Raw genomic sequence first — 24,968 nt, forward strand, 5'->3', positions numbered from 1 at the left:
TGGGCCCGACACGTTGCACGGCGACCGCGACCGTTGGTATGCGGGCAAAATGACGACGAAACCCTTGCCGGAGCTTCCGGTCACGGCCGTGCTGCCGGCACTCGGCGAAGCGCTCTCGCGGCGCAACAGCGCCGTGCTGGTGGCGCCGCCGGGCGCCGGCAAGACGACGCTTGTGCCGCTGGCGCTGCTCGACGCGCCTTGGCTCGGTGAAGGCCGGATCGTGCTGCTCGAGCCGCGCCGGCTCGCCGCCCGCGCCGCCGCCCGCCGCATGGCCGAATTGCTGGGCGAGGAGCCGGGTGGCACGGTGGGCTACGCCATGCGCATGGAGAACCGGACCTCGGCGCGAACAAAGATCCTGGTCGTTACCGAAGGCGTGCTCTCGCGCATGATCCTCGACGACCCGGAATTGCCCGGCGTCTCGGCGGTGATCTTCGACGAATTCCACGAGCGTTCCCTGGACGGCGATTTCGGCCTGGCGCTGGCGCTCGACGTGCAGGGGGCGCTGCGTCCGGACCTGCGTCTGCTGGTCATGTCGGCGACGCTCGACGGCGCGCGCGTGGCGAACCTTTTACTGGAGGCGCCGGTGATTGAAAGCGAGGGCCGCGCCTATCCGGTCGAGATCCGCTACGACGAGCGACCGGCAGGCACGGCGATCGAGGACGCCATGGCCAAAGCCGTGCGCGCGGCCCTGGCCGGCGAGCAGGGCAGCGTCCTTGCCTTCCTGCCCGGCCAGCGCGAGATCGAGCGCACCGCCGAGCGGCTTCAGGGCAATGTCGCCGCTGACACCGACATCGTTCCGCTCTACGGCCAGCTCGACAATAAGGCGCAGGACCAGGCGATCAGGCCGGCGCCGGCCGGCCGCCGCAAGGTGGTGCTGGCGACCTCGATCGCCGAGACTTCAATCACCATCGACGGCGTGCGCGTCGTCATCGATTCCGGCCTGTCGCGGCTGCCGCGCTACGAGCCGGCGAGCGGCCTGACCAGGCTCGAGACGGTGCGCGTCAGCAAGGCTTCGGCCGATCAGCGCGCCGGCCGCGCCGGCCGCACGCAGGCAGGCGTGGGGGTGCGCCTGTGGCGTGCCGAGCAGACCGCGTCGCTTCCCGCCTTCACGCCGCCGGAAATCCTCGAGGCCGATCTGTCCGGCCTGCTGCTCGACTGTGCCGCCTTCGGCGTCGCCGATCCGTCGAGCCTCTCTTTCCTCGATCCGCCGCCGGCCCCAGCGCTCAATGAGGCGAGGATGCTGCTCAAGGCGCTGCACGCTATCGACGATGCCGGTCGACTGACCGAGGCTGGCGCCGCCATGCGCAAGCTGGCGCTGCCGGTGCGGCTCGCGCATATGGTGGCCGAAGCGGCGAAGACCGGCCGCGCCCTCGAAGCGGCGACGCTCGCCGTGCTTTTGACCGAGCGCGGGCTGGGCGGCGACAGCGCCGACCTGGAGCGGCGGCTGATCCGGTTTGGCGGCGAGAAATCCCCTCGCGCCAACGCCGCCAGGCAGCTCGCCGAGCGTTTGGCCAGGCAGGCCGGTGGCGGGCAGGGCGGCGAGGCGGCCTCCGCCGGCTCGCTCCTCATCCATGCCTGGCCCGATCGCGTGGCAAGGGCGCGCGGCGGACGCGGTCGTTTCGTGCTCGCCAATGGCTCCGGCGCCATGGTCGATGCCGCCGACCCGCTCGCTAATGAAACCTGGCTCGTGGTCGCCGACCTGCAAGGCAAGGCGCAGAACGCCCGCATCACCGCCGCCGCGCCGGTCGGCGAAGCCGACATCCGCGCCGCCCTTGCCGACCGCATCGAGACGAAGCGCGAGACGAGCTTCGACCGCGAGCGCCGCGCCGTGCGCATGCGCGAGACCGCGAGGCTCGGCGCCATCACGCTTTCCGAGCGCATGTTGCCCGCGCCGTCCGGCGCCGACGCCGATCAGGCCATCCTCGATGCCTTGCGCCAGCACGGCCTGTCGCTGCTCGATTGGGGGAAGGAGGCGGAGGCGCTCCGCCAACGGCTCGGCTGGCTGCATCGCGGCCTCGGCGCGCCCTGGCCGGACGTCTCCGATGCCGCGCTTCTGGATCGGCTCGACGATTGGCTTTTGCCGTTTCTCGCGGGTGACGCCTCCTTCGCGGCCATCAAGCCGGCGACCTTGTCCTCGGCGCTCATGGCGCTGGTTCCGCATGACCTGCAGCACAAGGTCGACGCGCTGGCGCCGACCCATTTCGACGCGCCGTCGGGCAGCCACGTGCCGATCCGCTATGACGGCGAATGGCCGGTATTGGCGATCCGCGTGCAGGAGCTGTTCGGCCTCGACCGTCATCCGGCGATCGCGGGCGGCACCGTGCCGCTGACGCTGGAATTGCTGTCGCCGGCGCACCGCCCGATCCAGACGACGCGTGACCTCCCCGGCTTCTGGCTCGGCTCCTGGGCGGATGTGCGCGCCGAGATGCGCGGCCGCTATCCAAGACATGTCTGGCCGGAAAACCCGCTGCTGGCCGCTGCCACCAGCCGCGCCAAGCCGCGTGGGACGTAAATGCATGTCGCCCAAAAGTGCGCAGAGGTTTTGGGACAACGACATGCATCAGGCAAAGACGGTGCTCTATCGTTTCGCCGCGGCCAGTTGTAATTCTTGGCGATGATCAACATCCTGCGCGCGCCCGATTCCCAGCAAAGCCAGCGGCTGCGGCTCAACACGCTGATCCGGCTGCGCTGGCTGGCGATCGTCGGCCAGAGCCTGACGGTGCTGGTCGTCGCCTACGGCCTGAAATTCCCGCTTCCGGTGTCGATGTGCTTTGCGCTCATCGCCTTGTCGGCCTGGATGAATCTATGGCTCACCTTCCGCTATCCGGCCGCGCATCGGCTCACCCCGCTCGCAGCCTTCGCGATCCTCACCTTCGACGGCATCCAGCTCACCGGCCTGCTCTACATGACCGGCGGCCTGACCAACCCGTTTTGCGTGCTGCTCTCCGTCCCGGTCGTCATCTCGGCCGCCTCGCTGCCGCTGCGGTTCACCGCGATCCTCGGCGCGCTGGTCATGGTGGCAGCCACGTTGCTGGTGTTCTTTCACCTGCCGCTGCCCTGGTATGAGGGATCGCCGCTGCCGATGCCCTTCATCTATGTCGCCGGCATGTGGATGGCGGTCTTCGCCTCGATCGCTTTCACCGCCATCTATGCCTTCCGTGTCGCCGCGGAAGCGCGACTGCTCGCCAACGCGCTTGCCGCCACCGAGTTGGTGCTGCAGCGCGAGCAGCATCTGTCGGCACTGGACGGGCTGGCCGCCGCTGCCGCGCACGAGCTCGGCACGCCGCTGGCCACCATCACCGTCGTCGCCAAGGAGATGGAGAGGGCGCTCGGCAAGGACCCGAAATATGGCGAGGACGTCAAGCTCCTGCGCTCGCAGAGCGAGCGTTGCCGCGAGATCCTGAAGCGGCTGACCAGCCTTTCCTCGGAAGGCGAGGCGCATCTGTCGCGCATGCCGCTCACCTCGCTGATCGAGGAGGTGACGGCGCCGCATCGCGATTTCGGCATCTCGATCCGGCTGCAGCCCGGCGAGCGCGTCGGCCCGGAGCCGGTCGGGCGGCGCAACCCGGGCGTCATCTACGGGCTTGGCAATCTGGTTGAGAATGCCGTCGATTTCGCCCGCAAGTCCGTCACCGTCAGCTGGAGCTGGGACAATGAGGCGGTCACCTTCTCCATCACCGATGACGGACCGGGGTTCCCGGCCGAGATCATCGATCGTATCGGCGAGCCCTATATGTCGACGCGCCAGGGCACCGAGGCCGGCGGCGGCCTGGGGCTCGGGCTGTTCATCGCCAAGACCTTGCTGGAGCGTTCCGGCGCCACCATCGATTTCCGTAATTCAAGCGGGCTCGGCGAAGGCGCGGTGGTGCAGATATCCTGGCCACGCGGCCTCTTCCTCAACCAGGAACAAGCCTCGGCCACCATGTTCGACAACGCCTGAACCCTGCAGTTGTCGCATGGCAGCTCTGTTGCCGGCTCTAAAAATTGGACATTGCCCTTGCGGGACTGTATCTGCGTAAAAGTGAAGCATGTCGCCCAAAATTGTGTCTGGAAAAGCGGCGTGCCCGAAAACATGGGCTTCAAGCGCCTTCGCTGGAATTCGTTTCGATGGGTGCGCTTTTGGTCGATAGGACGATAAGATGAGCGGAGACGAAACGACTGGCGCCATGGTCGAGGGCGAGGACACCTCGCTGCTCATCGTCGAGGACGATAAGCCGTTCCTCACCCGGCTTGCCCGAGCCATGGAAATAAGGGGCTTCGTGGTCGAGACGGCGGAGAGCGTGGAAGAGGCGGTCGCCAAGGCGCGCGCTCATCCGCCGGCCTATGCGGTGGTCGACATGCGGCTCGGCGACGGCAACGGCCTCGATGTCGTTGCCGCCATCCGCGAGAAGCGCGAGGACGCCCGCGCCATCATCCTGACCGGCTACGGCAACATCGCCACCGCGGTGACGGCGGTGAAGCTCGGCGCCGTCGACTATCTTTCCAAGCCCGCCGATGCCGACGACGTCTTCGCCGCGCTCACCCGCACCTCCGGCGAGCGCGCGGCGCCGCCGGAAAACCCGATGTCGGCCGATCGCGTGCGTTGGGAGCACATCCAGCGCGTCTACGAAATGTGCGACCGCAACGTTTCCGAGACGGCGCGCCGGCTGAACATGCACCGCCGGACCCTGCAGCGGATACTGGCAAAACGGGCGCCGCGTTGAGGGCCGCTGGACGTACTGCATAACGCGCTTCGGCCGACCTGGGGCCCGGTTGGCAGCGAAGACCTAAACCATCGAAGTCAGCGCTGCCCCTCATCGCCCTGCCGGGCACTTCTCCCGTATAGTGACGGGGAGAAGGGGCTGCCCGCAACGCTGGCTCCCTTACGCCGCCGGAGATTAGCGAAGTCCTGCGCGAGAGCAGTCTTCTCCCCGTTTCGCGGGGAGAAGATGCCGGCAGGCAGATGAGGGGCGGCGCCGGCGTTCGCAAAATTGTGACGCTTGCCCGCCCGTTGAAGTTTGCGCATCATCGCGCCGCCGAAAGGGAAGTGAGGAGTCGAAATGCAGGCTTTGGATCAACGGCCGAAATCGATCCTGCGCGAGTTCCTCGACGGCGAGGCCGCCGGCGGCATTATCCTGATGGTGGCCGCGGCCCTTGCGCTGATCGTCGCCAATTCGCCTTTGGCCGAGACCTATTTCGCCGTCCTGCACGCCTACCTCGGGCCGCTCAGCGTCTCGCACTGGATCAATGACGGGCTGATGGCGGTGTTCTTCCTGCTGGTCGGGCTGGAGATCAAGCGCGAGACGCTGGACGGACAGCTTTCGACCTGGCCGCGTCGCGTGCTGCCGGGCATTGCCGCCGCCGGCGGCATGGCGGTGCCGGCGCTGGTCTATATCCTGATCAACCGCGACAATCAGGCGGCGCTCTCCGGCTGGGCGATCCCCACCGCCACCGACATCGCCTTCGCGCTCGGCGTGCTTTCGCTGCTCGGCAGCCGCGTGCCCGCCTCGCTGAAGGTCTTCCTCACCGCGCTTGCCATCATCGACGATCTCGGCGCCGTCGTCATCATCGCGCTGTTCTACACCAGCGGCCTGTCGCTCGCTTATCTGGCCGCCGCCTTCGTCGTCATCGCCTTGCTCGTCCTGCTCAACCGCATGCGGGCCATGAAACTCTGGCCGTATCTCCTGCTTGGCGTCCTCTTGTGGGTGCTGGTGCTGAAATCGGGCGTGCATGCCACGCTTGCCGGCGTCGCGCTGGCGCTCACCATCCCGCTGGAGCGCTTTCCCGGCTCCAGCCGCGATACCGAACATTCGCCGCTGCACCGGCTGGAACACGGCCTGCACAAGCTCGTGCCTTTCCTCGTCATCCCGATCTTCGGCTTCGCCAATGCCGGCGTCTCGCTCGGAGGCTTAAGCCTTGCCTCCCTTGTCGAGCCGCTGACGCTGGGCGTCGCCGCCGGCCTGGTTCTCGGCAAGCTGGTCGGCGTTTTCGGCTCCTCGGCGCTGGCCATCCGCTTCGGCCTCGCCGACCTGCCGGCCAATGCCGGCTGGCTGCATATGCTGGGCATTTCGCTGCTTTGCGGCATCGGCTTCACCATGAGCCTGTTCATCGGCCTGCTCGCCTTCGCCAGCGATCCGGCGCTCCAGGACGCGGTGAAGGTCGGCATCCTCGCCGGCTCGCTGGCTGCCGCGCTGCTGGGCGCGGCGGTCCTGCTCACCGCGCCGGCCAAGGGTGGAGTTGAGGAAGAAGTGGAGTAGGCTAAGCCGCGACGCCATTTCCTCGCCCCCGCGAAAGCAGGGGAGAGGTGGCCCGGCGGAGCCGGGACGGAGCGGGGGGCGCCCTCTGTCAAGCCAAAGCCGATGCAGAACAAGGCACAAGGCAATCGCAATCCGAACAACCGCCGAGCGTCGCGCTGGCCCTCTCCGTCCCGGCTGCGCCGGGACACCTCTCCCCACTTCGTGGGGCGAGGAAACAGCCCTACTCGCTCTCGCCGTCCAGCGCCGGCACGGCGACGCCGGCAAGCTCGGCTGCCAAGAGCCGCGCGGCGCCCGCGCGGGCGATCCGCAGCATCAGCGCCTTGCGCGTCGCGGCCGCCATGCGATGCTCAGGCGCATCGCGCAGGATCTCGGCGCCATAGCCGTCGGAGAGGATGAAGCCGCATTCCTCGGGAAAGATGTCAGGCGGCACGCCGGGATGAGTGGCGAAGAAGAAGCGGTCCGAATGCAGCCGATAGTCCGGCCATTTGCGGTCGACTCTGAAATCCTCGACCGAGGATTTGATCTCGATGATCCAGATGTCGCCCTGCCTGGTCAGCGCGACGAGATCGGCGCGCCGGCCGGTGGCGAGCGACAGCTCCGGCAGCACATGCGCGCCCATTTCGGCAAGCAGCCGCTGCACGCCGCGCCGCACCAGCATGGCGCGCTCGGACTGACGACCGTCGATCAAACGGTTGAGGGGAATCGGGGAAACGAGTGGCATGGAAGGCACCATGCCAGATTTTGTTCACGGTTTGAACCCTTGCAAGTGGGGCGATTATCTGGCCGGTCCTTCCACGGTAGGTGGCAGATGTCTACGACTACGCCCGCTACTGCGAATCCCCCGCCCGAAACTCGTCCGCCAGGAGTCTGGCCAGGTGGTCGCGGCTCAGGCTCAACGCTTCTCTCAGAAACCACAGGAAGTTGCTCGGGCCGTCTGTCGGCAGGCCGTTTTCTTCCGCCTGGGCGATGACCGCGCGCTGGCGCTCGATCCGCTGTTCGATCTCTCGGATGTGCTGCTCGACCCGTTCGATGTCTTCCTGGAGACCCATGGCAATCTCGGCGTGCGCGATCGCCAAGATAGCACCAAACCGGAAATGCGTGGAGCGTAAAGCCAAGCGGGATGCCTGGCCGTGGTGCGGAGAAGACCAGGTCTTGCCAATCATATCCCTCGGCAGCAATCTCGCCGTAAGAGGATTTCCCCAATGACCCGCGACCAGATACTCGCCCATCTCAGGTCCGCCGATGCCGTCGCGCGCGAGGCGGCGGCGCATGGGCATCATCCGTTCGGCTGCGTGCTGGTCGGGCCGGACGATCGCGTTTTGATGCGGCAGGGCAATCTCGACACGGTGCGCCATGCCGAGACCGAGCTCGCCCGCCGCGCCGCGGCGGCCTACGAGCCGGAGTTCCTGTGGCAATGCACGCTGGTCTCGACCTTCGAGCCGTGCGCGATGTGCGCCGGCACGATGTATTGGGCGAATATCGGGTGCCTGGTCTATGGGGTCGAGGAGACGGATCTCCTGGCGCTCACCGGCGATCATGAGGAGAATCCGACGATGAACCTCGCCTCGCGCACCGTCCTCGCCTCCGGCCAGAAGAAGATCGAGGTGTTCGGCCCTTTTCCCGAAATCGCGGACGAGATGCTCGCCCCGCACCGCGATTTCTGGAAGCGCTGACAGAACTCCGCCCTCAGGCCGCACCCGCCATGTCGTCCAGGATGGGGCAGTCCGGACGGTCGTCGCCGTGGCAGGCGTGGATCAGCTTTTGCAGCGTCGAGCGCATCGACTGCAATTCGCGCACCTTGTCCTCGATCGCCCTGACATGGGCGGCGGCGATCTCGCGCACGTCGTGGCTGGCGCGGTCGCGGTCTTGATAGAGCGCCATAAGCTGCCTGCAATCGTCGATTGAGAAGCCGAGATTGCGGGCGCGGCGCAGGAAGGCCAGCCGGTGGATGTCCTCGCCGGAATAATCGCGATAGCCGTTCTCGGCCCGCGCCGGACGAATCAGGCCGATCTCCTCATAGTAGCGGATCGTCTTGGCCGGCAGGCCGGAACGCTCGGCGGCATCACCGACATTCATGGCGCTCTCCTTGGCTCCAGGCGGCTCCATGAGCCGCCTCATTGATTTTGCTTCACAATCCTGTGAGGCCTGTTGCGAAAATGCCGCAGTTCGGCACTTACCGGCGTGTAAGCTCCTGCATATAGGCAGTGCGCGCTTGGCAAGCAAAAGAAATGCCAGCATGAATGATGACAACAAAGCGGCGGACTCGTGCCGCTGGCATCCAGGCGGGGCATCGGACCTTTTCATGCGCTTGAAGTCATTTGCAATCCTCGCCGCTCTTGCGCTGTCGACCGCGATCAGCGGGTGCAGCACCATCGGCGGGCAGATGTTCACCAACAACTATGGCGCGATGACCGATGCCGGCTATCAGCTGCCGCGCATTCCGATCGAGAAGGTGCCCGCCAAATATCATCGGCAGGAAGTGCGCTACGACTCTTCGGAGAAGCCGGGCACGATCATCGTCGATACGCAGAACAAGTTCCTCTATTTCATCGAGGGCGACGGCATGGCGATGCGCTACGGCATCGGCGTCGGCCGCGAGGGTTTTGAATGGCACGGCACCGCCCATATCGCGCTCAAGCGCGAATGGCCGACCTGGACGCCGCCGGCGCCGATGATCAAGCGCCAGCCCGAGCTTGCCAAGTTCGCCGGCGGGATGGAACCGGGCCTGAAGAACCCGCTTGGCGCGCGTGCCATGTATCTCTTCAACAAGGGTGGCGACATGGGCTACCGCCTGCATGGCAGCCCGGAATGGTTCTCGATCGGCAAAGCGATGTCGTCGGGCTGCATCCGCCTGATGAACCAGGATATTATCGACCTCTATGACCGCACGTCGGTCGGCGCCAAAGTCATTGTGATGTAAGGACCACGATCCCGAAAGTGGAAGCCGGTTTTCGGAAAAGGTCATGGTCAACTAAAAAGTTTCGCAGGCGGACCGTCTAGGCAACAACAAGACGTCCTGAAAACAGAAAACCGGGCTGTTGGGGCCCGGTTTTTTGTTTTTTGAGTTTGGATCAGAACTCGATCCGCCGCCATGCGGCCGGCGGACTGGATTCTCAGGCGACTTGCTCGACCTGCTGCACCTCCGGCACGAAGTGGCGAAGCAGGTTCTGGATGCCGTGCTTCAGCGTCGCCGTCGACGACGGGCAGCCGGCGCAGGCGCCCTTCATATGCAGGAAAACAGTGCCGTTCTCGAAACCGCGGAAGGTGATGTCGCCGCCGTCCTGCGCGACCGCCGGGCGCACGCGCGTGTCGAGCAGTTCCTTGATGGTCAGCACCAGCTCTTCGTCAGCCTTGTCGTAGAACTCGTCGGTCCCGCCGGCTTCGCTCGCCGGAGCGGCCGAGGCCATGACCGGCGCGCCGGACATGAAATGCTCCATGATGGCGCCGAGGATCGCCGGCTTCAGATGCTGCCAGTCCGGGCCGTCCTTGGTCACGGTGATGAAGTCATAGCCGAAGAAAACGCCGGTGACGCCCGGGATCTCGAACAGTCGGCCGGCCAGCGGCGAAGCTTCGGCGGCTGTGCCGGCGTCACGGAAATCGGCGGTGCCTTCGCGCAGCACTTCCTTGCCCGGCAGGAATTTCAGCGTCGCCGGGTTCGGCGTCGATTCGGTCTGAATGAACATGGGTATCTCCAGGCCCTCAGGGCCGATAGTTTGGAATAATTCTAAATAGGCTCTATCGGCTGGACATTCAAGCGAAACGCGTCGCTGGGAACGGCTGGCTGGCGGAATGTTTTTGCCATGGCGGGATGTCCGAACCGTGGCAGTCCTCATCCTCCGACTTCAACAGTCAATTGTCCACTCGTCTGCAGGACATCGACCTCGGCGCCGTCGTCCGTTCGCCTGAATTCGAGATCGGCGCTGCCCTTGCCGACACGCAATCCGCGAAGAGCGATGCGGTTGACGAAACCGGGCATGCGCGGCCGCGTGATCCGCAGCTTGTTCGCGAAACCGTCGGGTTCCAGGCCAAGGCACACCGTCAGCAGAAAGGGTATTGCCCCGGCCGCCCAGGCCTGCGGGTGGCAGGCCACCGGATAGTGCACCGGCACCTGGAAATCCGCGCGCGGAAAGCCCGCCATCGCTTCGGGCAATCTGTGATGGCGAAAGTGCATCGCGGCCTCGGCGATGCCCGTGAAAATGCGCAATGCCGCGTCGTCCGCGCCATAAGTTCGGCAACCGGCCGCCACCAGCGCATTGTCGTGCGGCCAGACGGTGCCGAGATGGTAGCCGACGGGATTGTAGCGCCTTTCCGAGATGGCAAGTGTGCGCACGCCCCAGCCGTTGAACATGTCGTCCCGCATCAGCCGCGCCACAGACCGGCGGCCCTTGTCATGGTCCGCGATACCGCACCACAGAGCATGTCCGGGGTTCGACGAAACGACCGTGACCGGGCGGCTTCTTGCTTCCAGCGCGAGGGCGAAGATCCCTTGGTCCTCGCACCAGAAGTCGCGGTTGAAGCGTATTCGAAGCCTGTCGGCCTCTTGGCGAAGCTGTCTTGCGCGACCAGCTTCGCCGCTGCGCTCATAAAGGTCGGCGATGGCCTGTTTGGCGGCAAAGACATAGCCCTGCACCTCGACGAGGGCGATCGGCGGCCTGGCAAGGCTGCCGTCGGCCCTCACGATCGCGTCGCCCGAGTCCTTCCATCCCTGGTTGACGAGACCTTCGGCGGACCTGCTTCGGTATTTCAGATAGCCCTCGCCGTGATCGTCTCCGGCCTTGGCGATCCAATCCAACGCCTTTTCCACCGGCGCCTGCAATTCGCGAAACAGGTCGAGATCTCCGGTCCAGGCGTGATGATGGCCGAGAAGCAAGAGGAAGAGCGGGGTAGCGTCCACCGTGCCGTAGAATCTGGCATGAGGAATATCGCCGGCGCGCGCGAGCTCGCCGACGCGCAGTTCGTGCAGGATCTTGCCGGGCTGCTCCTCCCGCCATCGATCCGTCCGGCTTCCCTGATAGCTGGCGAGAAGGCGGAGCGTCTGGGCGGCGATCTCCGGCTGGAAGGCCAGCATTTCCAGGGCGACGATCAGGCTGTCGCGCCCGAACAGGGCAACGAACCAGGGCACGCCGGCGGCAAAGTATTCACGGCTCCCCAATTCGGAACGCAGCATCGCGACATCGCGCAGGGATCTCTCCATGATGCTGTCGAGCAGAGGGCTGTCGCTGTCGAGCTTCGTATGCTGCTCCAGCCATTCTTCGGCGTTCGTCCGGAGTTTGCCGGCAACGACGCTGTCGAGCGTGGCCGCCGGGCGCTGAGTGAGTTGCCCGGCCTCGGCGTCTTCCGGCTGTTCCTCCAACGCGATGGTCACCGCGATGGTTCGCGTGGCCCCGGCAGGCACGTCGATCCGGAATTCGGCCGCCGTCTTGTGCGTAGCGTCAGGCCGGGGCAAGAAGGCGATCGTCGCCATCCTGCGGAGCCGGTCGGCGCCGTGATAGGCGAAATGCAGCCTGCCATCCCGCCAGACAGGCCGTTCGGTCCTGCCGAGATTCTGCTCCACCAGCCCGCGGACGTTGAAGATGTCCTCGAAGCCGGCGCCGAACTGCAGGGTCAGCGGAAAGTCGTGCGCCTCGTGTCCGAGGTTCTGGATGGTCAAGACTTCCCTGACGCATGTCTGTCCGGCGTCGAGAATGCGCTCCCAGCGAATGCCGAGTTCGTCCTTGGGGATCAATCGATCCTTGTTGGAGTGCAGGTCCGGATTGGTCAGCTCGAACAGCGCCGCGTACCCTTTCTGGGCGGTCGAAGCCAGGACGACCGGCGTCAGGCCGGCCAAGGTCATCTGATAGCCTCCGATGAACCGGCAGTCATGAAAATAGAGCCCGAAGCCGTGCCCGTCGCTCACGGGTATCTGCGCATCGGCGGCGATGACGTAATACAGATCGAGGCTTTTGACAGTGATCGCGCCGGCAATGCTGTCGACCATGGCCGGATGGCCCTTGGTAAGCACCCGATGCTTGCGCTCTTGCTGCGCATGCGGCGTCTGCCGGGCTTTTTTCTGGGCCCGTACCGACTGCGGGCGCGGCCGCGCCGGCGGTCCGGCGCCCGTGGCTTTCGCCCTCGATTGCTCGCGTCGGCCTGCCCCTTGTTCCGTTTCGGTCATCGGCCTTCCATTGGAATGCGCATATGATTCCAAATGGTGCGCCGCAAACGCCGGCCAAGGGTAGCGTTATTTTGTATTGGCTTGGCAAATGCGCCGCGGGCGAGGAGCCCGGCGCCGGCCGGAAGGTCTCCGGAAGTCAGGCCAGGCTGTCGATCTCTTCGTCGGACAGGTTCTGCGGCACCACCGTCACCGGAATCGGAAAGGCCGCGCCGCGGCCGGCAACCGCGCTGACCAGCGGTCCGGGACCTTCCTTGCCGGCGCCGGCCGCCAGCACCAGGATGGCGATGTCCTGGTCTTCCTCGATCAGCTTGTGGATCTCTTCGGTCGGCTTGCCCTCGCGCACCACCAGCTCCGGCTCGATGCCGACGCTCTGACGCACCTTGCTGGCGTAGCCGTCGAGTGCTCCGCGCGCCGTCGCGTTGGCTTCCTCGCGCATGATCTTTTCCACGCCCAGCCAGTGCTGGAAATCATCCGGCTCGATGACATAGAGCAGCACCAGCACGCCGCCGGTGTGCTGCGCCCGCTTCGAGGCGTAGGCGACGGCGCGCTCGCATTCCGGCGTGTCGTCGATGATCGCCAGGAACTTGCGGCGATGGCCGGCTTCGCGGCTGAGGCGTTTGGAGACCATGTCTATCTGCTCGGTATGGTTCAGCCGCAATCTGCCACCGCCACGGACCGGCGGCAAGCCGCCGGCCGGCATGGCGATGATTCAGCAAGACGGCTCGATCAGTCCTGCAGCAGGCCGATGATATCGCGAACCGTCTTCATCGTGCCCTCGGCGATCGCGCGGGCCCGGCCGCCGCCATCCTTGAGCACGGCGTCGACATAGGCGCGGTCGCCCTGGATGCGGCGCATCTCCGAAGCGATCGGCGCCAGCTTCTCCACGGCAAGGTCGGCAAGCGCCGGCTTGAACACGGAGAACTGCTGGCCGCCATATTGCTTCAGCACGTCTTCCTTCGATATCTCCGCCAGGCCGGCATAGATGCCGACGAGGTTTTCCGCCTCGGGCCGGCTTTCCAGCCCGTCGATCTCGCTCGGCAAGGCCTCCGGATCGGTCTTGGCCTTGCGGATCTTCTTCGAGATGGTGTCCGCATCGTCCGTCAGGTTGATGCGCGACAGGTCCGACGGGTCCGACTTCGACATTTTCTTGGAGCCGTCGCGCAGGCTCATGATGCGCGCCGCAGGGCCGCCGATCACCGGTTCGGTAATGGGGAAATAGCCGTTCACCGTCTCTTCGCCGACCTGCATTTCGATGCCGACGCCAAGTGCCGCAATCTTCTCGGAGAAGTCGTTGTTGAACTTTTGCGCGATGTCGCGGGTCAGCTCCAGATGCTGCTTCTGGTCCTCGCCCACCGGCACATGGGTGGCCCGGTAGAGCAGGATGTCGGCGGCCATCAGACTCGGATAGGCGAGCAGGCCGAGCGAGGCGTTCTCGCGGTCCTTGCCGGCTTTGTCCTTGAACTGCGTCATGCGGTACATCCAGCCGATACGCGCCACGCAGTTGAATATCCAGGCAAGCTCGGCGTGCTGGATGACCCGCGACTGGTTGAAGACGATGTGCTTCTTCGGGTCGATGCCCGAGGCGAGGAACGCCGCGGTGATCGAGCGCGTCTGGTCGCCCAGATCCTGATGGACGAGCTGCGCCGTCAGCGAATGTAGGTCGACGACGCAATAGATGCAGTCGGACTGTTCCTGGAGGGCGACGAATTTCTTGATGGCGCCGAGATAATTGCCGAGATGCAGATTGCCGGTCGGCTGGACGCCCGAAAAGACGAGTGGCTTGAAGGCGGACATGAGTTCCTCATGGCTTGTGGAGGGCCGTTTCGCGCGCGGCGAAAGTCTTTCGACGGCGGGCTTATGGACCAACGCAACGGCGGGGGCAAGTGGAGACGATAGCTGGATGTCGGGCTGACTATTCGTCGAGATTGGGTTTCGGCGCGGCCGTGTTCTTGCCCGTGCCCCGTTTCACGTTCCGGCGGACCATGCCGAAATCGGCGCCGCCCGTGCCGAAGGCGGCGATGAAGTAGAGCGCCGCACCGCCGGCGACCAATGCAAGCACGGTCGTCGCCTTCACCACCAGCGGTGAACCCGGTCCGATCTGCGTGGCAAAGTGGCGCTCCGCGAAATAAAGCGCCGTGGCCATGATCACCGCCGACAGCACCAGCCTTGGGATGCGCTTCAGCAAGGGGACATCGCGGCCCCAATGGCCGCGCCTGATCAGCATGCCGAGCAGCATCAGCGCGTTGACCCAGCCGGCGACGGCCGAGGCGACCGCGATGCCCGGCGCGCCCATCGACGGGAACAGGGTCAGCGCCGTGGCGATGTTCACGCCGACCGAAATGGCCGCGAAGATCATCGGCGTGCGCGTGTCCTCGCGCGCGAAATAGCCTGGCGTGAAGGCCTTGATCAGCACGAAGGCCGGCAGGCCGAGGCCGAAGATCGCCAGAATCGAGGCGACGATTGGCGTCGAGTGGTTGGCGGCAAACGCGCCGCGCTCATAGACCAGCCGCACGATCGGCTCCGACATCACCCAGAGCGCCGCCGCCGCCGGCAGCGTCATGAACAGGGTGAACTCGACCGAGCGGTTCTGCAGATTGGCGGCCTCGACCAGATTGCCCGATTTCAACGCCCGCGACAGTTCCGGCAACAGCACGATGGCGACGGCCACGCCGACGACGCCGAGCGGCAATTGGTAGATGCGGTCGGCATAGGCGAGCGACGATACGGCGCTGTTCTGCGCCGAAGCGATGGCGGTGCCGATCAACTGGTTGATCTGGGTGATGCCGCCGGTGATCGCCGCCGGCAGCGCCAGGATCAGCAGCCGCTTGACGTTCGGCGTCATCTTCGGCCGGCGAAAGCCGATCGAGATGCCGGCATGGCGCACTGCCACCCAGACGATGGCGAGCTGCACGATGCCCGCCGCCAGCACGCCCCAGGAGAGCCCGAAGCCGACATCATGCGCGTCGAGCCCATGGTACCAGGCATAGGCGAGCACGCTGATCAGGATGATGTTGAGGAAAGCGGGCGCGATCGCCGCCGCGAAATAGCGGCGCAGCGAGTTCAGCATGCCCGCCATCATGGCTCCGAGCGACATGCAGATCAGGTAGGGGAACATGATCGTCGCAAGCGTGACAGTCGTCTCGAACTTGCCCGGAATGTCGGCGAAGCCCGGCGCCACGAGGTAGCGCACGATGAGCGGCATCGCGAGTTCCATCGCGATGGTCAGCGCCAAAAGCGCCGAAAACAGCACGCCGAACACTTCCTCCGAGAAGCGCTTGGCGCCTTCATTGCCGTGCTGCTCGATCTCCTTGGCGAAGAGCGGCACGAAAGCGGCGTTGAAGGCGCCTTCGGCGAACAGCCGGCGGAAGGTGTTGGGGAACTGGAAGGCGGCGTTGAAGGCGTCGGCGACCGGCCCGGTGCCGAGGGCCGCCGCCATCAGCATCTCGCGGCCGAAACCCAGTGCGCGGCTCATCAGCGTGCCGGAAGCGACGGTGGCGAATTTCTTGACGAGGCTCATGCTGGGAACGACTGCCAGAAAAATTGCGTCAATTGGATGGTCACTCGGCCGCCGCCTTGGCCTTGCCGTTGCGTTCCGACGAATTGCCTTCCAGCGTATCGATCAGCCGCTTGTGGATGGCGGCGGTGCGCGTCGGGCTGTCGATCTTCTGGCCGGTCAGGTCGGTGACATAGAATGTGTCGATGACCTTCTCGCCGAAGGTGGTGATATGCGCTGAGGCGATGTCGAGCGACAGGTCCGAGAGCGTGCCGGTGATCTCGGAGAGCAGGCCCGGCCGGTCCAGCCCCTCGACCTCGATCACCGAGAAGCGGTTGGACAGCGTGTTGCGGATCTCGGCGCGCGGCGGGATGCGGAACGCCTTGGCGCCGCGCTTCGGCCTGGTGCGCTTCTCGATCATCTCTGGCAGCCAGCTCTTGCCCGAAAGCACGTCCTCGATCAACCGGCCGACCCGCTCGGCGCGCCTCCGCTCGTCCTCGTCGAGGTCGAACTCCCGGGATATCAGGATGGTGTCCAGCGCGCGTCCGTCGGACGTGGTGAATATCTGCGCGTCGACGATGTTGCCGCCGGCCGCGGCACAGGCTCCGGCGATGATCGACAGCAGGCGCGGATGGTCCGGCGCCAGCACGGTGATCTCCGTCACCGCCTCGAACTCATGCGTCTTGACCATGGTGGCGAGTTTCTTGCCCGCCGCATCCGCCTCACGGATGAATTCGGCATGGCGGAGCTGGTCCGGCAGGTCGACGGTCAGCAGATAGTTCTCGTAGTGCTGCGCGATGTAGCGCTTGCGCTCCTTGGCCGGCCAGGCGGCCAGCGCCTCCGCCAGACGCTCGCGCGCTGCGGCCGTACGCTCGGCACGCGTGACTTCCGAAAACCCGCCGGTAAGCAGCAGTTCGGTCTCGAAATAGAGCGTGCGCAGCAATTGCCCCTTCCAGCCGTTCCACACACCCGGCCCGACGCCGCGGATGTCGCAGACGGTGAGGATCAAAAGCAGCTTCAGCCGCTCGACCGACTGCACGATCGAGGCGAAATCCTCGATCGTCTTGCGGTCGTTGAGGTCGCGCGTCTGCGCGGTCATCGACATGACGAGGTGGTTCTCGACCAGCCAGGCGACGGTCTCGGTATCGGCCGCCGACAGCCCCATATGCGGACAGATACGCCGGGCAATGCGGGCGCCGGCCTCGGAATGATCCTCAGGCCTGCCCTTGGCGATATCGTGCAGGAGCACGGCGACATAGAGCGCCTCGCGGCTCTTCTTCAACCCCGGCATCAGCGAATGCGACAGCGGATGCACCTTGGCGCCGTCGCCGCGCTCGATCTCGGCCAAAACGCCGATGCAGCGGATCAGGTGCTCGTCCACCGTATAGTGGTGGTACATCGAGAACTGCATCATGGCGACGATCTTGCCGAAGTCGGGGATCAGCCTGCCGAGCAGTCCCGCCTCGTTCATGCGCCTTAGATTGAGCTCGGCGTTGCGGTCCGAGGTCAGAATGTCGAGGAACAGCCGGTTGGCTTCCTCGTCGCGCCGGAGCGACTTGTTGACCAGACCGAGTGAGCGGGTGAGCAGTTTCAGCGCATCGGGATGGAACTCCAATCCGTGCTTGTCAGCGAACCAGAACAGCCTGAGCAGGTTGACCGGATCGCGCTCGAAGACGCTGTCGTCGGCGACGTTGATGCGGTGATTATCGACGATGAAGTCGGACGTGCCGGCAAGTTTGCGCTTGCGCCGCTGGAAGGTGAGGAAGATGCGGTTGAAGCCGGGCACATGCTTGGCCTGCTCTTCCTCGAGCGCGGCGCAGAAGATGCGGGTTAGGTCGCCGACATCCTTGGCGACGAGGAAATAGTGCTTCATGAAGCGCTCGACGGCCGACAGGCCGGGATGCGTCGTGTAGCCAAGCCGTTCGGCGATCTCGCGCTGGATGTCGAAATGCAGCCGCTCCTCCGCCTTGCCGGTGAGGAAATGCATGTGGCAGCGCACAGCCCACAAAAAGTCCTCGGCCTTCTGGAACTCGCGGTATTCGGCGTCGGTGAAGACGCCCTTCTCGACGAGCTCCTCGCCGGTGCGCACGCGATAAAAGTATTTGCCGATCCAGAACAGCGTCTGCAGGTCGCGCAACCCGCCCTTGCCGTCCTTGACGTTGGGCTCGACCAGATAGCGGCTTTCGCCGGCCTTGGCATGGCGCTCGTCGCGCTCGGCAAGCTTTGCCTGCACATATTCCGGCCCGGTCGTGCGCACCACCTCATGGTCGAAGCGGGTCAGCAGCTCGTCATAGAGCTTGCGTTCGCCCCACAGGAAACGCGCCTCGAGAATCGAGGTGCGGATGGTGATGTCGCTGCGCGAGAGCCGCAGGCACTCCTCGATGTTGCGGGTGGCATGGCCGACCTTCAGCCCCATGTCCCACAGCATGTAGAGCATGTATTCGACGATCTGCTCGCCCCACGGCGTCTGCTTGTAGGGCAAGAGGAAAAGCAGGTCGATGTCGGAGCCCGGCGCCAGCGTGCCGCGGCCGTAGCCGCCGACGGCCACGACCGCCATGCGCTCGGCTACGGACCGGTTCTTGACCCGGTAGACATGGGTGGCGGCGAAATCATAGAGCGCCCGGATCAGCTCATCCATCACATGCGAGAGCCGTTCGGCGCAGGCATTGCCGCCGCCATCCTGCTTGAGCATGGCCTCGGCGATCTTGCGTCCTTCCGCCAGCCTGCCTTTGAGCAATTGGAGGACGGCGGTGCGAACCGCCGGTCCCGAACCGTCGCCGGCGCTTGCCGCCGTCAGCGCGGTCAGGTCGCGGCGCAGCGCGTCGCCATCGATGATTTCTTCGAGTTTCAGGGAGATCTTTGCCATTCGGCGGCGTCTATAGCCTGTTTTCGCGGCGCTGTGTATGGGGCTGGCGGTCGCGATTGCCGTAGCGCGGAGGCGCAATCCGCAATCGCCCCGGCCGATTTTCGCAAAAGTCGAAAACCAGCCCTTGACCTTCCAGTAACTGGAAGGACTACCTCCGCCTCAGTTCGAGAATTCCGAGGTATTGCCGATGACCCATTCCGACCATCACCATCATCATGCGCATGGTGGCGCCTGCTGCTCCACAAACAGCACCGCGCGCGCCGGCGAGCCGGTGATTCGCGACCCTGTCTGCGGCATGATGGTCGATCCGGCGGCCGGCAAGCCGACGGCCGAACATGGCGGCCGGACGTTCCATTTCTGCAGCGAGCGCTGCCGCGCGAAATTCCAGGCCGAGCCTGAGAGCTACCTGACGGCCGCCGATCCCGTCTGCGGCATGAGCGTCGATCGGGCGAGCGCGAAGCACTTCCTGCGCCATGAAGGGCAGGGTTTCTATTTCTGCTCCGCCGGTTGCAAAGGCAAGTTCGAGGGGGAGCCGGCAAAATACCTTGCCGGCCGGCCTGAGCCGCAGCCGATGCCGAAGGGCACGCAATACACCTGCCCCATGCATCCCGAGATCATCCGCGACAAGCCCGGTTCCTGCCCGATCTGCGGCATGGCGCTGGAGCCGATGGGCGTGCCGACCGGCGACGAAGGTCCTAACCCGGAACTCGTCGATTTCACACGCCGGTTCTGGGTCAGCGCGGTGCTCTCCGTGCCGCTTCTGATCGTCGCCATGGCGCCGATGCTGGGCCTCAGCTTCGAAAGCCTCATCGACGGCCGCACGAAGACTTGGGCGGAACTGGCGCTGGCAAGCCCTGTGGTGTTGTGGGCGGCGTTTCCGTTCTTCCACCGCGGTTGGGACTCGATTCTCAATCGCAGCCCCAACATGTGGACGCTGATCTCGCTAGGCGTCGGCGCTGCCTATCTCTTCAGCCTCGTCGCGGCGCTGTTCCCGGACGTCTTCCCACATCAGTTCCGCGGCCATGACGGTGCGGTCCCGGTCTATTTCGAGGCCGCTGCCGTCATCGTCGCGCTGGTCTTCCTCGGCCAGGTGCTGGAATTGCGCGCCCGCGAGCGCACCGGCTCGGCCATCCGCGCCCTGCTGGACCTTGCGCCGAAGACGGCGCGGCTGATCGGTGCCGACGGCTCCGAGAAGGACGTGCCGCTCGATCATGTCAAGACCGGAGATCGGCTTCGCATCCGCCCCGGCGACGCGGTGCCGGTCGACGGCATCGTGCTGGACGGCCGCTCGGCGATCGATGAATCGATGATCACGGGCGAGCCGTTGCCGGTCGAAAAGACCCAGGGCGACGCGCTCACCGGTGGCACGCTGAACAAGAACGGCTCGCTGGTCATGCGTGCTGAGAAGGTCGGCGCCGAAACCACGCTGTCGCGCATCGTCGAGCTGGTCGCCAAGGCGCAGCGTTCGCGCGCGCCGATCCAGGGGCTGGCCGACCGCGTGTCCTTCTATTTCGTTCCGGCCGTCGTGCTGGTCGCCGTCGTCGCCTTCATCGCCTGGGCGGTTCTCGGTCCTTCGCCGAGCCTGATCTTCGCCATCGTCTCGGCGGTGTCGGTGCTGATCATCGCCTGTCCCTGCGCGCTTGGCCTTGCCACGCCGATGTCGATCATGACGGCGACCGGGCGTGGCGCGCATGCCGGCGTGCTGATCAAGGAAGCAGCGGCGCTCGAACGCTTCGCCGCCGTCGACACGCTGATCGTCGACAAGACCGGGACGCTGACCGAGGGCAAGCCGCGGCTGACCGATGTCGTCGCGGCCGGAGACATCGATGAGAACGAGCTGCTGGGCCTTGCCGCCGCGCTCGAAAAGGGCTCGGAGCATCCGCTGGCCGAAGCGATCGTCGAGGGTGCCGCCGCGCGCGGCCTGAAGCTGGCCGATGCCGTCGATTTCGAAGCCGTCACCGGCAAGGGCGTTTCGGGCACGGTGTCGGGCCGGAAAGTCGCGCTCGGCAATGCGGCCATGATGGCGGGTCTCGGCGTCGGAACGTCGGCAGCCAATGCCGAGGCGCTGCAGGCCAACGGCAAGACGGCCATGTTCGTGGCTGTCGACGGCGGCTTCGCCGGTATCGTCGCCGTCGCCGATCCCGTGAAGGCAACGACGACCGAGGCGATCAGGGCACTGCATGACAGGGGCCTGAAGATCATCATGGCGACCGGCGACAATGAGCGCACGGCAAAAGCCATCGCCGGCAGGCTCGGCATCGACGATATCCGCGCCGGCCTGCTGCCGGACGGCAAGAGCGCGCTGGTGGACGAGCTGCGCGGCAGAGGCGCTGTCGTCGCCATGGCCGGCGACGGCGTCAACGACGCGCCGGCGCTGGCCGCCGCCGATGTCGGCATCGCCATGGGCACCGGCGCCGATGTCGCCGTCGAAAGCGCCGGCATCACGCTGGTCAAGGGCGACTTGAACGGCATCGTCAGGGCGCGCACGCTCGCCCAGGCGACGATCCGCAATATCCGCCAGAACCTGTTCTTCGCCTTTCTCTACAACTTGCTCGGCGTACCGGTCGCGGCCGGCGTCCTTTACCCGCTCACCGGCACGTTGCTGTCGCCGATGATCGCCGCGGCGGCGATGAGCCTGTCATCGGTCTCGGTGATCGGCAACGCGTTGCGGCTGAGGACGTTGAAACTCTGAGCAAAACCCCCAGATACGACATCCAACAAAGGAGACCTGAATGACCCTGGCCAAGAAAATCGTGCTGCTTTTGATGGCGGCGGGGATGCTGCTTGCCGTCTTCCTCGAAAGCGTGCCGGCCTCGTCGGAGGAGATGAAGCACGACATGTCCAAGATGGCGATGGGCGCCCAGAGCCCGGCCACCGTCGGCTACGAGAAGGCGATGAAGAAGATGCACAAGGACATGGCGATCAAATACACCGGCAATGCCGATGTAGATTTCGTCCGCGGCATGATCCCGCATCATCAGGGCGCCATCGATATGGCCAAGGTGGTGATCGCCAACGGTAAGGACCCGGAGATCCGCAAGCTCGCCGAAGGCGTGGTCAAGGCCCAGGAGGCCGAGATCAAGGAAATGAGGGACTGGCTCGCCAAGCACCCGGCGAAGTAGAGCAATTCCAGGACAATTGTGTAGCGGTTTCCGTCCGGAAATTGCATAAAATACTTAGAGCGGCTCGGCGATTCCGCGAAACGCTGAACCGCTCTAACCACTCCGGGAAATCCAGGCGGCCAGGCGGCTTTGGTCTGGATTTCCTGTTTTCGCTGTGCTGCGATCCGGCCCCACGCGGAGAAAGCCATGCCGTCAACAGTCAGAACCCTGAAGCTGCCGTCAGGCGAAGCCGTTCCGGTGCTGGGCCAAGGCACCTGGAAGATGGGCGAGGACCGCCGCCGCCGCGCCGATGAGGTGGCGGCGCTGAAGCTCGGGCTCGACCTTGGCATCACGCTGATCGACACGGCCGAGATGTATGCCAGCGGTGGCGCCGAGGAGGTGGTGGCGGAGGCGATCGCCGGGCGCCGCGACGAGACCTTCCTGGTCTCCAAAGTGCTGCCCTCCAACGCTTCGCGCACCAGTGTGAAACGCGCCTGCGAGAGCAGCCTGAAGCGGCTTTCCACCGATCGCATCGATCTCTATCTCTTGCATTGGCCGGGCAGCGTGCCGCTGTCCGAAACCGTTGAAGCTTTCGAGGCCCTGAGGGCTGAAGGCAATATCCGCTACTGGGGCGTCAGCAATTTCGATACCGACGAGATGGAGGACCTTGTCGGTCTGTCGTCCGGCGGCAATGTCCAGACCAATCAGGTTCTCTACAACCTGTCGCGGCGCGGCCCCGAATTCGACCTCGCCCCGTGGTGCGCGGAGCGCGGCATCCCGCTGATGGCCTATTCGCCGGTGGAGCAGGGCGCGCTCGCCCGCAATGCCAGGCTCGAGGCCGTAGCCTCGCGCCACAACGCCACCGCCGCGCAGATCGCGCTCGCCTGGATGATGGCGCAGCCGGGCGTCATCGCCATCCCCAAGGCCGGCCGCCAGGAGCATGTCCGCCAGAACGCGGCCGCGCTTGACATAGAGCTGACGCCTGAGGATTTCGCCGAACTCGACCGCGCCTTCCCGCCGCCTACGCGCAAGCGCGGCCTGGAGATGATCTAGCCGAAAAATTCCGATCCGTATTTGCGACTGAACCGGGAGCAGGCATTGGAACGAATTTCAGCCGGACCCCATCACACGGCCTATAAAATCGGCGACTTGACCGTCACGTCGCTGCGCGACGGCTATGTCGACATGCCGGTCCGGCGACTGCGCCGGCCGGGAGACAAGCCCTTCGGTGACGATCTCCCGTCGCAGGTGCCGCTCTTCGACAGCGCGCTCAGATTGTCGGTCAATGCCTTTGCGATCGACGACGGCCGCGAAATAACGCTGATCGATACCGGCTCCTCGAACGCCTGGCACCCGACGATGGGCTTTCTGCCGCAGGCGCTGAGCGAGGCGAGGATCGCCGTCGATCGAATACGCACGGTCGCTTTCACCCACACGCATCTCGACCATATCCATGGTCTTGTCCTTGCCGATGGTCGCGACGGCTTCCCGCGGCTCTCGCGCTTGATTGTCCCTCGAGCCGAGCTCGACATGTTCCGGTCGGTAGCGAGGTTGAGCCGCTTCCATGATCTGGCAGAACCCTCGGATCCCGGGCAGCGCCTGAGCGCACACATCAAGGCGGTCGCCGCTGTCGGCCACGAAATCGGTCACACCGGCTTTCGTGTCACCAGCGGCGGCGAGACTTTACTGGTCTGGGGCGACCTCGTGCATGTGCCGTCGCTTCAGTTCGATCGGCCGGACATCGCATGGGAGTTCGACGCCGACCAGGACCAGGCGCGGGCAACCCGGTTGCGCATTTTGGCGCTTGTCGCCGACAGCGACTGGTACGTTGCCGGCGCGCATCTCGATTCCCCCGGCGTCGGCCGGGTTTCCCGAACCGAAACAGGCTTCCGGTTCGAAGGTTTGTAGGATCCGCCCTAGAGCATGATCCCGAAAAGTGGAAACCGGTTTTCGGAGAAAGATCATGCTCCAACAAAGAGTTAGATCGTGAGGGCGATTCAACGAAACACCATCACGATCTAGACCTTGGCCCGCAGCCCAAGCCGCATCCGCAGTCGGCGCAAGGCCCTTGAAAACACATCGAGGTCATTGGCCGCGCGGGCCAACGTGAGCGCGCCCTGGATGGCCGCGACGGCTTCCTCGGCCAACTCGCCGGCTTCGCCCGCTCGGTGACCGGATCGCTCCAGCGCACCGGCAAGGTGCACCACCCAGCGGCCGAAATAGCTTCCGATCTGGTCGGCAAAGAGATCGCGCGATTCATCGAGCGCGAAGGCGCCGATCAGGCAAACCCGGCGCCCCGAGCGGAAATAGCTGTCCGTCGCATCGAGCATCTGTTCGATCCCGGTCAACGGATCCGCGCGGTCGCGCAATGGCGCGAACACATTGTCCTCGAACCAGCCGTCGATATGGGCAATGACGGCTCCGGCCATCTCTTCCTTGCCGCCGGGAAAGAAGTGGTAGAGACTTCCCTTGCCGAGCCCCGTCGCCGCGCCGATCAGCGCGAGGCTGGCGCCTTCATAGCCATGCTCGCGGAAAATTTCGCCGATCATGGCCAGCAGCCCGTCGCGATCGGGCGCGATCCTGCGCATTCGAGGGTTTTACAGTCCGAGTTCGGAAAGACCGGGATGGTCGTCCGGCCGGCGGCCGAGCGGCCAATGATATTTCCGCTCGCGCTCGGCGATCGGCAGGTCGTTGATGCTCGCCACGCGGCGGCGCATCAGCCCGGCTTCGTCGAATTCCCAGTTCTCGTTGCCGTAGGAGCGGAACCAGTGGCCGCTGTCGTCGCGCCATTCATAGGCGAAGCGCACCGCGATGCGGTTGTCGTTCCAGGTCCACACCTCCTTGATGAGGCGATAATCCAGTTCGCGCGCCCATTTGCGCTTGAGGAAGCCGACGATCTCGCCGCGGCCTGAGATGAATTCGGCCCGGTTCCGCCAGATGCTGTCCTCGGTATAGGCAAGCGAAACCCGTTCCGGGTCGCGGCTGTTCCAGGCATCCTCCGCAAGGCGCGCCTTTTGCGCTGCCGTTTCGGCCGTGAAGGGCGGCAATGGCGGGCGGCTCATGGAAATCTCCTGTCGGTTTCGATCGTCGATACCGAAATTGTACCGATTGGTACAAT

Annotated in this window: 21 protein-coding genes; 10 read left to right on the forward strand and 11 right to left on the reverse strand. The window is 65.2% G+C overall.

Going from position 1 to position 24,968, the window contains the following annotated elements; all coding sequences use genetic code 11:
• Positions 1-49: 49 nt before the first annotated feature.
• The 4 genes from hrpB (at position 50) to nhaA (ending at position 6,236) form a co-directional block, all read left to right on the forward strand.
• Positions 50-2,512: an ATP-dependent helicase HrpB gene (gene hrpB / locus FJW06_RS08970; protein ID WP_140750713.1), complete on the forward strand. Its 2,463-nt coding sequence runs from the start codon at positions 50-52 to the stop codon at positions 2,510-2,512.
• A gap of 102 nt (positions 2,513-2,614) precedes the next feature.
• Complete coding sequence (locus tag FJW06_RS08975; protein WP_181178199.1) at positions 2,615-3,940, forward strand: ActS/PrrB/RegB family redox-sensitive histidine kinase; 1,326 nt, start codon at positions 2,615-2,617, stop codon at positions 3,938-3,940.
• Positions 3,941-4,139: 199 nt separating this feature from the next.
• Positions 4,140-4,703 carry an ActR/PrrA/RegA family redox response regulator transcription factor gene (locus tag FJW06_RS08980; protein WP_140750717.1) on the forward strand — a complete coding sequence of 188 codons (564 nt, stop codon included), beginning with the start codon at positions 4,140-4,142 and terminating at the stop codon, positions 4,701-4,703.
• 336 nt (positions 4,704-5,039) lie between these two features.
• The gene (nhaA, locus tag FJW06_RS08990) at positions 5,040-6,236 is read left to right on the forward strand and encodes a Na+/H+ antiporter NhaA (RefSeq protein ID WP_140750719.1); all 1,197 of its coding nucleotides are present in this window, start codon (positions 5,040-5,042) and stop codon (positions 6,234-6,236) included.
• Between the two features lie 220 nt (positions 6,237-6,456).
• Here the strand turns inward: nhaA and FJW06_RS08995 are convergent, their stop codons facing one another.
• Complete coding sequence (locus FJW06_RS08995) at positions 6,457-6,957, reverse strand: MmcB family DNA repair protein (RefSeq protein ID WP_181178192.1); 501 nt, start codon at positions 6,955-6,957, stop codon at positions 6,457-6,459.
• Positions 6,958-7,063: 106 nt separating this feature from the next.
• Positions 7,064-7,399, reverse strand: coding sequence for a hypothetical protein (locus FJW06_RS09000; protein ID WP_140750723.1), 336 nt, complete (start codon positions 7,397-7,399; stop codon positions 7,064-7,066).
• 39 nt (positions 7,400-7,438) lie between these two features.
• Between FJW06_RS09000 and FJW06_RS09005 the strand changes: the two genes are divergently transcribed.
• On the forward strand, positions 7,439-7,909 hold the full coding sequence (locus FJW06_RS09005) for a nucleoside deaminase (RefSeq protein ID WP_140750725.1): 471 nt from the start codon (positions 7,439-7,441) through the stop codon (positions 7,907-7,909).
• Between the two features lie 13 nt (positions 7,910-7,922).
• Here the strand turns inward: FJW06_RS09005 and cueR are convergent, their stop codons facing one another.
• On the reverse strand, positions 7,923-8,312 hold the full coding sequence (gene cueR / locus FJW06_RS09010; RefSeq protein WP_140750727.1) for a Cu(I)-responsive transcriptional regulator: 390 nt from the start codon (positions 8,310-8,312) through the stop codon (positions 7,923-7,925).
• 226 nt (positions 8,313-8,538) lie between these two features.
• Here cueR and FJW06_RS09015 point away from each other — a divergent pair, with 226 nt between their 5' ends.
• Positions 8,539-9,156 carry a L,D-transpeptidase gene (locus FJW06_RS09015; protein ID WP_140750729.1) on the forward strand — a complete coding sequence of 206 codons (618 nt, stop codon included), beginning with the start codon at positions 8,539-8,541 and terminating at the stop codon, positions 9,154-9,156.
• Between the two features lie 193 nt (positions 9,157-9,349).
• Here FJW06_RS09015 and FJW06_RS09020 read toward each other — a convergent pair whose 3' ends face one another.
• The 6 genes from FJW06_RS09020 to FJW06_RS09045 form a co-directional block, all read right to left on the reverse strand.
• A complete protein-coding gene (locus tag FJW06_RS09020) occupies positions 9,350-9,919 on the reverse strand; it encodes a NifU family protein (protein ID WP_140750731.1) in 570 nt (189 codons plus the stop codon).
• Positions 9,920-10,065: 146 nt separating this feature from the next.
• The gene (locus FJW06_RS09025; RefSeq protein WP_140750733.1) at positions 10,066-12,390 is read right to left on the reverse strand and encodes a glycogen debranching N-terminal domain-containing protein; all 2,325 of its coding nucleotides are present in this window, start codon (positions 12,388-12,390) and stop codon (positions 10,066-10,068) included.
• A gap of 136 nt (positions 12,391-12,526) precedes the next feature.
• Positions 12,527-13,018: a universal stress protein gene (locus FJW06_RS09030; protein WP_140750735.1), complete on the reverse strand. Its 492-nt coding sequence runs from the start codon at positions 13,016-13,018 to the stop codon at positions 12,527-12,529.
• 98 nt (positions 13,019-13,116) lie between these two features.
• Positions 13,117-14,184, reverse strand: coding sequence for a tryptophan--tRNA ligase (gene trpS, locus FJW06_RS09035; RefSeq protein WP_140750737.1), 1,068 nt, complete (start codon positions 14,182-14,184; stop codon positions 13,117-13,119).
• Positions 14,185-14,302: 118 nt separating this feature from the next.
• On the reverse strand, positions 14,303-15,907 hold the full coding sequence (murJ, locus tag FJW06_RS09040; protein WP_140750739.1) for a murein biosynthesis integral membrane protein MurJ: 1,605 nt from the start codon (positions 15,905-15,907) through the stop codon (positions 14,303-14,305).
• 40 nt (positions 15,908-15,947) lie between these two features.
• Positions 15,948-18,749, reverse strand: a complete 2,802-nt coding sequence (locus FJW06_RS09045; protein WP_140750741.1) for a [protein-PII] uridylyltransferase — start codon at positions 18,747-18,749, stop codon at positions 15,948-15,950.
• A 187-nt stretch (positions 18,750-18,936) separates the two neighbouring features.
• Here FJW06_RS09045 and FJW06_RS09050 point away from each other — a divergent pair, with 187 nt between their 5' ends.
• The 4 genes from FJW06_RS09050 (at position 18,937) to FJW06_RS09065 (ending at position 23,758) form a co-directional block, all read left to right on the forward strand.
• A complete protein-coding gene (locus tag FJW06_RS09050) occupies positions 18,937-21,441 on the forward strand; it encodes a heavy metal translocating P-type ATPase (protein WP_140750743.1) in 2,505 nt (834 codons plus the stop codon).
• Between the two features lie 40 nt (positions 21,442-21,481).
• A complete protein-coding gene (locus tag FJW06_RS09055; RefSeq protein WP_140750745.1) occupies positions 21,482-21,871 on the forward strand; it encodes a DUF305 domain-containing protein in 390 nt (129 codons plus the stop codon).
• Between the two features lie 186 nt (positions 21,872-22,057).
• Positions 22,058-22,903, forward strand: a complete 846-nt coding sequence (locus FJW06_RS09060; RefSeq protein ID WP_140750747.1) for an aldo/keto reductase — start codon at positions 22,058-22,060, stop codon at positions 22,901-22,903.
• Between the two features lie 45 nt (positions 22,904-22,948).
• Entirely contained in the window at positions 22,949-23,758 is an 810-nt protein-coding gene (locus FJW06_RS09065; protein ID WP_140750749.1) for an MBL fold metallo-hydrolase, read from the forward strand.
• A 110-nt stretch (positions 23,759-23,868) separates the two neighbouring features.
• Here the strand turns inward: FJW06_RS09065 and FJW06_RS09070 are convergent, their stop codons facing one another.
• Both FJW06_RS09070 and FJW06_RS09075 read right to left on the reverse strand, forming a co-directional pair.
• The gene (locus tag FJW06_RS09070) at positions 23,869-24,438 is read right to left on the reverse strand and encodes a TetR/AcrR family transcriptional regulator (protein ID WP_140750751.1); all 570 of its coding nucleotides are present in this window, start codon (positions 24,436-24,438) and stop codon (positions 23,869-23,871) included.
• A 9-nt stretch (positions 24,439-24,447) separates the two neighbouring features.
• Positions 24,448-24,912: a nuclear transport factor 2 family protein gene (locus FJW06_RS09075; RefSeq protein WP_181178193.1), complete on the reverse strand. Its 465-nt coding sequence runs from the start codon at positions 24,910-24,912 to the stop codon at positions 24,448-24,450.
• Between the last annotated feature and the right edge of the window lie 56 nt (positions 24,913-24,968).

The organism is Mesorhizobium sp. B4-1-3, assembly GCF_006439355.1.
Lineage (GTDB): Bacteria > Pseudomonadota > Alphaproteobacteria > Rhizobiales > Rhizobiaceae > Mesorhizobium.